17 protein-coding genes and 1 tRNA gene are annotated in these 11,667 nt (G+C 35.0%); 12 read left to right on the forward strand and 6 right to left on the reverse strand.

What is annotated here, in order from left to right; translation table 11 throughout:
- Positions 1–14: 14 nt before the first annotated feature.
- Positions 15–137: a hypothetical protein gene (locus BA053_RS08325; protein WP_255356240.1), complete on the reverse strand. Its 123-nt coding sequence runs from the start codon at positions 135–137 to the stop codon at positions 15–17.
- A gap of 501 nt (positions 138–638) precedes the next feature.
- On the opposite strand from BA053_RS08325, the gene BA053_RS03110 reads away from it, so the two are divergent.
- Positions 639–712 (forward strand) — tRNA-Arg (locus BA053_RS03110).
- 8 nt (positions 713–720) lie between these two features.
- On the opposite strand, the gene BA053_RS03115 is transcribed toward BA053_RS03110, so the two are convergent.
- A complete protein-coding gene (locus BA053_RS03115; RefSeq protein WP_065106746.1) occupies positions 721–1,671 on the reverse strand; it encodes a complex I NDUFA9 subunit family protein in 951 nt (316 codons plus the stop codon).
- A 50-nt stretch (positions 1,672–1,721) separates the two neighbouring features.
- Positions 1,722–3,251: a UDP-N-acetylmuramoyl-tripeptide--D-alanyl-D-alanine ligase gene (locus BA053_RS03120; protein WP_065106747.1), complete on the reverse strand. Its 1,530-nt coding sequence runs from the start codon at positions 3,249–3,251 to the stop codon at positions 1,722–1,724.
- A 183-nt stretch (positions 3,252–3,434) separates the two neighbouring features.
- Here BA053_RS03120 and BA053_RS03125 point away from each other — a divergent pair, with 183 nt between their 5' ends.
- The 8 genes from BA053_RS03125 to BA053_RS08330 all read left to right on the forward strand — a co-directional run bounded on the left by BA053_RS03125 (position 3,435) and on the right by BA053_RS08330 (position 7,456).
- The gene (locus tag BA053_RS03125; protein ID WP_065094897.1) at positions 3,435–4,217 is read left to right on the forward strand and encodes a hypothetical protein; all 783 of its coding nucleotides are present in this window, start codon (positions 3,435–3,437) and stop codon (positions 4,215–4,217) included.
- 16 nt (positions 4,218–4,233) lie between these two features.
- A complete protein-coding gene (locus BA053_RS03130; RefSeq protein ID WP_006279579.1) occupies positions 4,234–4,491 on the forward strand; it encodes a hypothetical protein in 258 nt (85 codons plus the stop codon).
- Positions 4,492–4,494: 3 nt separating this feature from the next.
- Positions 4,495–4,863 (forward strand): HIT domain-containing protein, encoded by a 369-nt coding sequence (locus BA053_RS03135; protein WP_015589394.1) that lies wholly within the window; start codon positions 4,495–4,497, stop codon positions 4,861–4,863.
- A gap of 18 nt (positions 4,864–4,881) precedes the next feature.
- Positions 4,882–5,235 carry an NADH-quinone oxidoreductase subunit A gene (locus BA053_RS03140; protein WP_006279576.1) on the forward strand — a complete coding sequence of 118 codons (354 nt, stop codon included), beginning with the start codon at positions 4,882–4,884 and terminating at the stop codon, positions 5,233–5,235.
- Positions 5,236–5,238: 3 nt separating this feature from the next.
- Positions 5,239–5,745, forward strand: a complete 507-nt coding sequence (locus BA053_RS03145) for a NuoB/complex I 20 kDa subunit family protein (protein WP_006279574.1) — start codon at positions 5,239–5,241, stop codon at positions 5,743–5,745.
- On the forward strand, positions 5,738–6,310 hold the full coding sequence (locus BA053_RS03150; RefSeq protein WP_006279573.1) for an NADH-quinone oxidoreductase subunit C: 573 nt from the start codon (positions 5,738–5,740) through the stop codon (positions 6,308–6,310). Before BA053_RS03145 ends, BA053_RS03150 begins: the two co-directional genes overlap by 8 nt.
- A gap of 3 nt (positions 6,311–6,313) precedes the next feature.
- Positions 6,314–7,261 carry a malate dehydrogenase gene (mdh, locus tag BA053_RS03155; RefSeq protein WP_065106748.1) on the forward strand — a complete coding sequence of 316 codons (948 nt, stop codon included), beginning with the start codon at positions 6,314–6,316 and terminating at the stop codon, positions 7,259–7,261.
- Positions 7,262–7,327: 66 nt separating this feature from the next.
- The gene (locus BA053_RS08330) at positions 7,328–7,456 is read left to right on the forward strand and encodes a hypothetical protein (protein ID WP_255356241.1); all 129 of its coding nucleotides are present in this window, start codon (positions 7,328–7,330) and stop codon (positions 7,454–7,456) included.
- Between the two features lie 143 nt (positions 7,457–7,599).
- Here the strand turns inward: BA053_RS08330 and BA053_RS03160 are convergent, their stop codons facing one another.
- Genes BA053_RS03160 through BA053_RS03170 form a run of 3 tightly spaced genes read right to left on the reverse strand, consistent with a single transcriptional unit; the run spans position 7,600 to position 9,483 of the window.
- Positions 7,600–8,388: a TatD family hydrolase gene (locus tag BA053_RS03160; protein WP_065094895.1), complete on the reverse strand. Its 789-nt coding sequence runs from the start codon at positions 8,386–8,388 to the stop codon at positions 7,600–7,602.
- Positions 8,385–8,873, reverse strand: a complete 489-nt coding sequence (locus BA053_RS03165; RefSeq protein WP_082941403.1) for an RNA pyrophosphohydrolase — start codon at positions 8,871–8,873, stop codon at positions 8,385–8,387. The genes BA053_RS03160 and BA053_RS03165 overlap by 4 nt, the downstream gene beginning before the upstream one ends.
- Positions 8,866–9,483, reverse strand: coding sequence for an AAA family ATPase (locus tag BA053_RS03170; RefSeq protein ID WP_065094893.1), 618 nt, complete (start codon positions 9,481–9,483; stop codon positions 8,866–8,868). Before BA053_RS03170 ends, BA053_RS03165 begins: the two co-directional genes overlap by 8 nt.
- 181 nt (positions 9,484–9,664) lie before the next feature.
- Between BA053_RS03170 and rsfS the strand changes: the two genes are divergently transcribed.
- Genes rsfS through tyrS form a run of 3 tightly spaced genes read left to right on the forward strand, consistent with a single transcriptional unit; the run spans position 9,665 to position 11,477 of the window.
- Positions 9,665–9,982, forward strand: coding sequence for a ribosome silencing factor (rsfS, locus tag BA053_RS03175; protein ID WP_065094892.1), 318 nt, complete (start codon positions 9,665–9,667; stop codon positions 9,980–9,982).
- Positions 9,973–10,206, forward strand: a complete 234-nt coding sequence (locus BA053_RS07265; protein ID WP_096617310.1) for a hypothetical protein — start codon at positions 9,973–9,975, stop codon at positions 10,204–10,206. Before rsfS ends, BA053_RS07265 begins: the two co-directional genes overlap by 10 nt.
- A gap of 20 nt (positions 10,207–10,226) precedes the next feature.
- The gene (tyrS, locus tag BA053_RS03180) at positions 10,227–11,477 is read left to right on the forward strand and encodes a tyrosine--tRNA ligase (protein WP_065094891.1); all 1,251 of its coding nucleotides are present in this window, start codon (positions 10,227–10,229) and stop codon (positions 11,475–11,477) included.
- Positions 11,478–11,667 lie beyond the last annotated feature (190 nt).

The raw sequence follows: 11,667 nt of genomic DNA on the forward strand, positions 1-11,667 counted from the left end.
AAACTACTAAAAACTTAAATTTGTGTGTTTCTTTCTGATTTGACAGATTTCGTCTGTTCGATGCTTGCATAACTCTCTGTCATTCTGTTGCTCCTTGTCATCCCGCCGCGAACCGTCATACCGTCACGGTATCTCATCCGCTAACAAGTAGCGGGATGACGGTTGTCGTTTAGCCATAAATATTTAAGAAATTTACCAAATAAAAAAAAAGGCAAAGAAACCCCGTAGTGCGAGTTTTGACTCTCTAATGCTTTAAATTGGCGCTGTAATAATGTGCTGACGCTTAGTTTAAGCGCGATTTGGCTGAATGTAGAAAAAATTTAAAAGACATGCAGCCGCTATAATTTTATATAATCCGCTAATAAACACCTGAGTTTTTTACTGGATTTTGTTGTTGAGCCCGCGCGGATCAAAAACAAGTTTTGAGTCAGAAATACTCTTAGTGCCATGATAAGGGCGCTGGCGGAGTTTGTCAAGCAACTTTCTATATAATATTTTCTAAAATAAATAGACTTCTCGCATCCAATTTCAGCAGCGTGTGACACACAACTGCAATGACAAGGTGTTGCAAGATAAACATCATATTCACACGAAATACTTGACTTCACTTGTACTAAGAAGCATTTTATATATGTTGTGTGCCCGTAGCTCAGCTGGATAGAGCAACAGCCTTCTAAGCTGTGGGTCGTAGGTTCGAATCCCACCGGGCACACTCTTTTATCAATACTTTCTATAAATCTTCAAGTACTCTGGTACCACATTTTCAATTGCTAATGGTCGAACCTTCATTGTTTCAAGGTCAGCTGACCTTTCGATTGAACTATTCATCATAACTTTCACCTGATCTTGAGTAAGCACAGGGTTCGTATCTCCGGTTATTGGTTTTAATAGCATAGAAATAATTTTATTTTCTAAAAAGAAAGCTATTAACTTTGCCATTGGAAAAGATACATTGATCAACAAACACTTTCTGTTAGTAACATTCAGAATAAACTTCAATAAGCTTTTGAAAGAGTAAACCTTTGGTCCACCCATGTTATAAATTTTCTTGTCTTGCTTATTAAAACTGATAATACGATATACCACTTCAGCTAAGTCTGTTACACATATTGGCTGAAATTTAGTCGTTCCATTGCCAATTAGTGGCAAAAAAGGAAGAATAGTTGCTAATCTTGCAAACTTATTAAAGAAGTTATCTTCCTTACCAAATACAAGGCTTGGCCTAATTATTATTGCTTCTTGAAATGCTGAAGTTACAGCTTTTTCACCTTCCAATTTACTTTGAGCATATTTTGACAACTTGCTATTTTCTATTCCCATAGCAGAAAAATGTATCATCATAGGTACATTTTTCATTTTTGCAGCTTTTGCTATCCTTTCAGCTATTTTAACGTGAACAGCGTAAAAATCGTGCTTTTTTGCTTCATATAATATTCCCACTAAGTTTATAGCTACATCACATTCTTCCATACCATCCAGAACTGATTTTTCATCAAAAAAATCGCCTTTAAATATTGATATTTGTCCTAAATTGCCACACAATTTTAAACAAGCAGCTTTTTCCTGATTACGAGTAAACACCTTTATCAAATATCCTTCTGCTGCCAAGCGTCTTACGATGTGTTTCCCTATAAACCCCGTTCCACCAAAAATAATTACACGTTTTGTCACAATTAAAGTTCCTAATAATTTATTACTGTAAATTAATATAATGATTTTACTTAATATTCTATTATGAATTCTTGTACAATAAGATCCATTTTCATTCCTCGTGAGCCTTTAACTAGAATTGCGTCATTATTCTGAATAATGTTAGCTAAATCACTTTTCAATTGATTAGAATCATTAAAATGCGTGCCTCTTATATTATCTGGCAAAAGCTCATGCAATTCTAACATAAATTTACCAACTGTATAAACTTTATCTATATTATTTCCTGTGATAATCTTAACCAAATCTGTATGAAACTCTATGCTTTCATCACCAAGTTCCAACATATCACCAAGCAAAGCTACTTTTCTCTGATTAGAATATGTACTCAAAGTTTTTATTGCAGTTTTCATCGAAGCAGGGCTGGCGTTATAGGAGTCATCAATTAAATGTATGTATTTTCCATTGTATTTGATTTTATGAATATTGCCTCTACCTTTCGTTACACTAAAATTCTCAAGTGCAAGTGGTAATTTTGATAAATCAAGTCCTAGACTCCGCACAACCGCTGTAACAGCTAATGCAGAGTATGCAAAATGCTCACCTTGCACACGTAAATTACAGTTTATAATTTGATTATTACTCAGCCTGATTTTTAAACTTAATCTATTAGCAACTCGGTTTGATGTCATTCCAGCGCGTGACGCTGGAATCCAGTCTTTATTATACAACCGTCTGATATGCTCATTTGCAATTGAACTTCCTGGATCCCAGTGTCTGGGCACTGGGATGACAGAAGATAGTGCTGAAATGACAGAAGATTCATCGTTTCTTATTAAGTTTAGTAAACAAACTTCAGCATTTTTATCTTTACCGAAGCTTATTACATTTCTATTGGCGCGTGATGAGAGATAATCATAATATTTATTATCTCTGTTCAAGACCAAAGTACCGTTATTTTTCATACCATACAGAATTTCTAACTTCGCTTGTGCAACGTCAAACAGTGATGAAAAATTTTCAGTATGTGCAGGTTCGATGTTGGTAATAACTGCAATATTCGGATTACTAATCTTTGATAATTCTTTTATTTCACCAACTTTATTCATTCCCATTTCAAGGATTAAGTACTGGCAGTTCTTTGGAGCTTTTAGAATTGTCAAAGGCAATCCTATATTATTATTTAAGTTACCTTCGTTCGCATGGAACACTCCATATTGCGATAAAACAGTGTGCAGCATATCCTTTGTAGTAGTTTTCCCGACACTGCCTGTAATTGCAATAACTTTAGCATCAACAAGAATATTTCTAATATAGTATGATGCCATATCGTGCAAAGCTTTCAGGGTATCTTGTACAATAACGAGAGGAAAATTTTTATATTTACCCTCACTTACTATTGCAGCTACTGCCCCTTTTAAAAACGCTTCATGCAAAAAATTATGGCCATCAAAATTCTTTCCCTTGAGTGCAATAAATAAATCACCTTTTTTTATGCTTCTTGTGTCCGTTGAAATATTTGAGCTATGTATCCAATTATAACCATTTACGTCTCTTCCGCCAGTTGCATCAATGATATTATTTGTGTTCCATTTACACATAATTTAGAGTATTCTTTATAATAAATTGAACAATAAAAGTAGCGAAAATACTACATGTTTTAGACAATGTACAAATAATGGTTGCAATCCCTATAATTCTATCTTATAATGGATATAGAAGTTTAAATTTTTTCGTCTATAATTAAAATGTATTTAGTTATAGAAAGTACCTTGGAGGTATGTATGCCAAAAAACGACCAAAATGAAGAATCTACTTCTATACTAGCTAAAGTAGGAAGTTTTCTAGGTAGAGGTGTAAAGGCTACAGGTCGGGTGCTTGCTCTTGTGCCTAAAGCACTTATTTACCCTATAAAGAAGCCGTTTGCTTCAATGGGTGAAATGAAACATGATGCCACAGTTTCGTTAAAGGAAGCTGTTGGTATAGATGTACCTGAAGAAGAAGAGGAATATGACCCACCCATAGAAACCACACAAGCTAGTAAAAATCTTGGTGTAGAAATAAAAAAACAAGAGAAAGGAAAGGTAAGTTTTTTAGCATCAAGAATTCTGACAGGGGATATACCTTATTTGAGCCCAGAGCAATTAGATAAAATAAAAAAAGATTTACCGAATGTAACTATTTTTAGAGAAGAAAACAAAATTGTAATTGAAGTTGATGTTAAAAAAATAATTGAAGACATTAAAACTGACTCTAAAAATAAAGGAAAGAGTCCAGAGGAGATAAAAAAGCTTGCTCTTCAAGGAATTGCTGATAGCATTAATGGCGACCTTAAGAAGCTGGCAGGAATTACTGGTGGAGAATTTAAAATTCATACAGACTTAAAATTGCTGAATGGTATTGCAGAAAAATTGTATAAGGAATATGATAATCAAAAGCAGTCATCAGACAAAGTTGTGAAGTCTGATGTTGGTCAGCCTTCAGAAACTATAGCTTCAGGTGAGAAAAAATGGGCGCAAGAAGCTATAAAAGCAGGTAAGTCGCAAAGTTGTGGAATGCAAAAATAAGTTATAGGGGAGTATTATGAGTGAAGCTAAAAAAATAGAGGAAAGACATCATAGTCTAACTGTTCCTGGGGATATGTATCACTTACAACCAGGAGTTATTACTGGAAAAAGGGTAAGTGGAATAGAACCCTTTTTGAAAGAACAGCAGGACATGGTAAAAGTAAGGGAACTTGTAAGCTCTTTAAATCTTGAAGATGCTTCTGGTGAAGCGATAAAACCACTATCTACACCTAATGTAGAGAAAAACGAAGAAAGAGGGAAAGGTCGCTCTTAAAATATGAGCAATGAAGTTTATGATAGCGATAACATCTTTGCTCAAATATTAAGAGGTGAGTTACCTTGTGAGAAGGTACATGAAAATGAAAATGTACTAGCTTTTCATGATAAGTACCCTGACGCACCAGTTCATATTTTAGTTATACCAAAAAATCAATATATTTCATATGATGATTTCATTCTAAAAGCTCCTGAAGAGGAAATAGCGGATTTCTTCAAAACTGTAAGAGAGATAGCACACAAATATAATCTAGAAAAAACAGGATATAGATTAGTCACTAACTACGGTGAAAATGGAGAGCAGGTTGTACCACACTTTCACGTGCATATTTTAGGTGGTAAAAAGTTAGGAAAGCATGTAAACTCATAGTGTTATATGTTTTGTTAAATGAGCGAATATTTAACCATAGTAATCTTTATCTGCGTATCAATTGTAGTATCTTTTGCTTTAGGTATATTGCCTATGTTTCTTGCAGTGAGTAAGCCAGATGGTGAAAAGCTTTCCACATATGAGTGTGGCTTCAATCCACTATCCAGTGCAAGGAAAAATTTTGACATTAAATTTTACCTAGTTTCAATATTATTTATAATATTTGACTTAGAAATTGCTTTTCTTTTTCCTTGGGCTGTTTCTTTATCTAAGATAAGCTATGGTGGATTTTGGTCTATGATGGTATTTCTTGCAATACTCACTATAGGTTTTATCTATGAATGGTGTAAAGGTGCATTAGAGTGGGAGTAGTTTATGACAAATCAAATTCTATCTAATGATGACTGGGGTCGTTATAAAAAAGAAGGGTTTCTTGTCACTAAATTTGGTGATTTAACAGATTATGTAATGAATTGGGCAAGGTCTGGTTCATTGTGGCCAATGACATTTGGTCTTGCATGTTGCGCAGTTGAGATGATGCATACTGCATCCAGCCGTTATGATCTTGATAGATATGGTATAATGTTTCGTGCAAGCCCACGTCAATCAGATGTGATGATTGTTGCTGGCACACTAACTAATAAAATGGCAGCAGCATTGCGCAAGGTTTATGATCAAATGGCAGACCCGAAGTATGTTATTTCCATGGGAAGTTGTGCAAATGGTGGTGGTTATTACCATTACTCTTATTCAGTAGTCCGAGGCTGTGATAGAATTGTGCCAGTTGACGTGTATGTCCCTGGATGCCCACCAACCGCTGAGGCGTTGCTATATGGAATGCTATGCCTACAAAACAAAATAAAACGGACTCGGAATGGATAAAACTGCAAAGTATATACAAAAAAAGACCAAATGCGAGTGCATTCAAAAAGATGATGGCATTATTGTAATATATTCAACTTTAGATGAAATTGAAAAGTACCTATTCTTTCTACGTGATGATGAAAAGTGTAGGTTTGAACTATTAGTTGATATTTTTGGGGTTGACTATCCAAATAGAGAGAAGCGCTTCGAGCTAATATACAATCTGCTCAGCATTGTGCATAATATTAGAGTACACATAAAGCTTCAGTTATGTGAAAGCGACATGCCTCCAAGTGTAGCGAAGATATTTAGTACGGCTTTGTGGTTTGAGCGTGAAGTGTTTGATATGTATGGAATAGAGTTTTCTGATCACCCTGATTTGCGTAGGATTCTAACAGACTATGGATTCAAAGGTCATCCAATGTTAAAAGATTTCCCTCTCACTGGTTATGAGGAAGTAAGATATGATATAGAGACAAAAAAGGTTGTGTATAACCCTATAGATTTACCGCAAGATTTTCGTATGTTTGATAGCTTATCGCCTTGGGAAGGTAAAACCATAAAAGTAAATACAAAGGAGTAGAAAATGACAGTACAAAGAAAAAAAATATCTTTAATCGGTGCAGGAAATATCGGTGGAACTCTCACCCATATGATTGCACTAAGGGAACTCGGTGATGTTGTTTTACTTGATATTAGTGATGGAATACCACAAGGTAAAGCACTCGACATAGCAGAATCATCCCCTATTGATGGATTTAATGTCAATATTACTGGCACAAATAGGTATGAAGATATAAAAAACTCCGATGCAATTATAATAACCGCTGGCATCGCTAGAAAACCTGGAATGAGCAGGGATGACCTCCTGCAAACCAATGCTAAAGTAATGAAGGAGGTTGGCGAAAATATTAAAAAATATTCTCCAAACGCGTTTGTAATAGTGGTTACCAACCCTTTGGATGCCATGGTTTCAGTGGTGCATAAATTTTCAAACCTTTCAACTAATATGATTGTTGGCATGGCAGGAGTGCTTGATTCTTCCCGTTTTCGTTACTTTCTTGCAAGTGAGTTAAATATCTCAGTTGAAGATATATCTGCTTTTGTGCTTGGAGGACATGGCGACACTATGGTACCACTAATCAATTGTGCTTCAGTTGCTGGAGTTCCACTTACTCAAATTATCGATATGGGTCTTATCACACAGAAAAAAGTCGATGAAATAGTTGAACGCACTCGCAATGGCGGTAAAGAAATAGTTGATCTGCTTAAGTCTGGATCTGCATACTACGCTCCTGCATCTTCAGCTATATGCATGTTAGAATCATATTTAAAAGATAAGAGGCGCATATTACCATGTGCTGCTTACCTTAATGGTGAATATGGTGTAGAAGATTTGTTTATTGGTGTTCCTGTAATTATTGGAAAAAACGGAATTGAAAAGATCCTAGAAGTTAAAATGAATGATAGTGAACAAGAAATGTTTAATAAGTCTGTAAACTCGGTGAGAGAGCTGGTGAAACTTCTAAGCTAAATTAAGTATCCGTTCAGCGGAGTGGCAAAATAAGGTAGACAAGATAAATCAAAAAATCAAGAAAAAGTGAGTTTACAACAAATGATGTCATCCCAGTGCTTGACACTGGGATCCAGGGGTTTTGATTGGATACTGAGTATAAAAGTAGCTAACCTTATGTTAAAACACAATATTTTTGGTGAGGGGTTGCATTAAAAGCTGAATTCCAGTGTCAAGCACTGGAATGACACAACCATAAAGTGAAACTAGATCCCAGTGTCAGCTACTTGCATAACACCACTTTTGCTTCAATATTTGCATATTAGCCACGCCCTTGAACAGATACTAAATTAATTGCTCTATAGAGTTTCTTTGAGCTTAAGTTTCGTAAACAGCCTAAAAAAGTTGCTTGTGGTTACCTCCGCTACTTGTTCTGGTGACTCATTCCACAACTCTGCCAAACAATCAACAACGTATTTCACCATTGCTGGTTCATTCTTTTTCCCCCTATAAGGCTCAGGTGATAGATATGGTGCATCAGTTTCGACTAAAACACGTTCGCGTGGTACACCTTGTGCAATTCCTCTGAGTAAGCTCGCATTTTTAAAAGTAATGATTCCAGAAAATGAAATATATAACCCCAAATCTATAGATTGATAAGCAAGTTCTTTAGAGGAAGCAAAGCAGTGCATTACTCCACTAAAAGCACCGGCTTTCATTTCTGACCTTAACATATCGATCATCTCATTATCAGCGCTTCTTGTGTGAATAACTAAAGGTAGTCCAGTTATTCTTGACGCTTCTATATGTAATGCAAAACTTTTTTTCTGATTGTCTTTGTTGTCAGATTTATAAAAATCTAACCCGGTTTCACCGATACTAATTACCTTTTGGTTCTTGGTAAATTCAACTAATTCATCAACATGTATACACTCACCGTTTTCTATAGCAGCATCAAGCGGATGTACACCAACAGAGGAGTAGACTTGATCATAAGACGAAGAAATTTTTAATAACTTAGGAACATCGTCAATGCTTACGCATATGTTATGCAAAACCTTTACACCATTTTGCTCTGCCCTTGAAATTACTTTTGGTATTTCATCGTCAGAAAAATAAATCAAGTGGCAATGAGAATCTACTATCATGAGCTTATTGTTGAGGCTTTTATTATAGAAGAAAACTCTTCTATCACTGTTTTATAAACTTCTTTTTTAAATGATATAGCACTGGCTACTAAACTATCTATACCTTGCCAACGCCACTCTTTGAACTCTGGATGACCAGTATAATTAATATCAATGTCCTCATCCTCTCCGCAAAACTTCATTAAGAACCACCTTTGCTTTTGACCAGAATATTTTCCATTCCAGCATATTGGTATAACTTCTTCAGGCAAGTTGTAGTATATCCAATCCTTGCTTTTAGTTATAACCTTTACTTTATTAGTACCAACCTCCTCTAGCAACTCACGTAACGCTGCTTGTTCCAGTTCCTCACCATCATCAACACCTCCTTGTGGCATCTGCCAGTAAGAGCCGCTATCAAAGCGTTTTCCAATGAAGACATGTCCTTGTTTGTTAAATAGCATTATGCCAACACAAGGACGATACTTATCTTTCTGCTCAACCACGAGTACGCTCTGTTTTTAAATGATTTGTTACAGAAGTTTTAATTAATTTTCCATTTTTTTCTTTCTTCATCTCTTCAACAATTTTCTTTGCAACTTCCTTTGCACTCAAGTTCGAGTTATCAATTTCAAGCGAACCCTCAGGTATAAATAGCCTTTTCCCTTCAATTTTCTTTATAGCAAAATCCGGATCAGTAATTTTATTTTCCTGATATCTCTCTTCTGATTGGACACGTCTTACTAGTTTTTCATTATTACAATGTAATACTACAGAAAAAATTTCCATGCCCATTTTTTTACTTAAATTTACCACTGAGTTATATAATCTTTGGTCATAGGAATCACCCTCTATCAATTCATTTGTAAATATATAGTGTTTTGATTTTACGTAGTGTTTTTCCAGTATTGCTAATACATTTTCCCTAACTGCAAAAATTTTTTCCCACAGATCATCTGGAACTTCAGCATCTTGTAATTTAACAATATCAAATATAATATTATTGAATAGATTATTGCTTACTATTACTGCACCAATGATTTTACACAGTTCCTTTGCAGTAGTAAACTTACCACTACCTGGAAAGCCGATTAAGTAGATGAGAGTCTTGCCCATAATGAATACTAGTAAAAAGCTATTCTCAATCATATATAAAATATATATATTGTACATGCTAAAAACATGATGATAAGATAGATGCAGGTAATACCTTTTTAACGAACAATCGCGTTGAAAATAGTTCATATTTAGAAATTTTGAGTATATAATTATAAATGAATCATATAACCTGTAAACAATGCTTAGCGATATGGAATCGATAAGAAGTACAATTGAAGAGATAATAGATCAAAATAAAGGTCATGATATAGTAACTTTTGATGTGCAGAATAAAACCGTTATTGCAAAATATATGATTATTGCATCTGGTGATTCAAGCCGTCACGTTAAAGCTTTAGCTGAACACGTAATAAAAAGCCTCAAGCCACATGATAAAATAGATGTAGAAGGTATGGATGAAGGCAATTGGGTGGTTTTAAGTTTTCAAGGCATAATGGTTCACATATTCAGGCCAGAAGTAAGGGAGTATTATAAAATAGAAGAGTTATGGAACTGATTGCCTGGGCCATTCAAGTACAACTGTATAAGTATCGCACCTTTAGGATAGCTCCCCAAGAAAAGGTGTCATCCCAGTGCTTGACACTGGGATCCAGAAAACTTAATTATAAACGAGCACACTATACAACGTTTTTGATGAAATTGCATGAAAAACTGGATTCCAGCGTCACGCGCTGGAATGACATCATCATCGATATCTTCAATGACAATGTTCACATATAAAATAACATACTAAAAAGATTATGAAACACAAGTCCGAGTTTTTAAATTTTATCCAAGAAAGAGGGTACCTATACCAATGCACAAACATTGAAGGACTAGATCAGTTATTATTGCAGAGCAATTATATAGTCGCATACATTGGGTTTGATTGCACAGCACCAAGTCTTCATATTGGTCACCTAATGCATATTATGATGTTCCGTCACCTGCAAAAATTTGGTTACAAGCCGATAGTCTTACTTGGAGGTGGCACAACAAAAATTGGTGACCCATCCGGTAAGGATAAAGCAAGAAGCTTCTTATCTATCAAGGATATTAGCGAAAATATATCTAGTATAAAGAAAACATTGGAGAAAATGATATCTTTTGATGATAGAAAGACTGGTGCAGTTATAGTAAATAATGCAGATTGGTTAGATAACATAAAATACATAGATTTTTTGCGTGACATAGGAGCGCATTTTTCGGTAAATCGCATGCTAAGTTTTGATAGTGTGAAAACTAGGCTAGATAGAGAGCAAACCTTAAGCTTCTTAGAATTTAATTACATGTTATTGCAGGCTTACGATTTTACTGAATTAAACAAAAAGTATGACTGTCGTTTGCAGGTAGGGGGATCAGACCAGTGGGGAAATATAGTAAATGGGATTGAACTGGGAAAAAAATTAAACTTGCCTGAGCTGTTTGGCCTTACCACGCCTCTTTTATTAAATGCACAAGGAAAAAAAATGGGCAAAACTGAAAGTGGAGCGATATGGCTCGATGGCAATATGCTAAAACCTTACGATTATTGGCAATATTTTCGCAATGTTGATGATCAAGACGTCGGACGTTTCTTGAGATTGTTCACTGATTTGTCAATTGATGAGATCAAAAAGTTAGAATCCTTAAAAGATCAGGAAATAAATGAAGCAAAAAAAGTTTTGGCAACAGAAGTGACAAAAATATGTCACGGTGACAAAGAAGCAGAACTTGCACAATCTGCTGCAGTCTCTGCTTTTGAGAATGAGGATAGCTCACTACTTCCTGATTACATTATAAAAAAAGAACAAGTTGCAAGCGGCATATCCTTAGTAGACCTACTACATGACACCGGTTTTGAACCTTCAAAAGGCGCTGCAAAGCGTTTAATACAGGGCAATGGGTGCAAAGTTAATGATAATATTATAAATGACATTAACTACATAATAAATCCTGAGAGCTTTAAAGATCAATCATTCATAAAATTATCTGCAGGAAAGAAACGCCATATTAAAGTTATGGTAGATTAGATCTCGAAGTAAGAAAACAAATTTTATACAAGTGAGAAATTAGATATGGAGCAAATTTTCAAAATTCGAGAATTATGTATAAAACAACTGGAAAGGTAGTAGAAAGCGAAATTCTATTATATATAGCTAAAGTGGCTTAGGTTTACCTACAATTTGAAAAACAACAAATTCGTCATTCCGCTACTCGTTA

Origin of the sequence: Wolbachia endosymbiont of Nomada ferruginata, from assembly GCF_001675785.1 — a bacterium.
Taxonomy (GTDB): domain Bacteria; phylum Pseudomonadota; class Alphaproteobacteria; order Rickettsiales; family Anaplasmataceae; genus Wolbachia; species Wolbachia pipientis.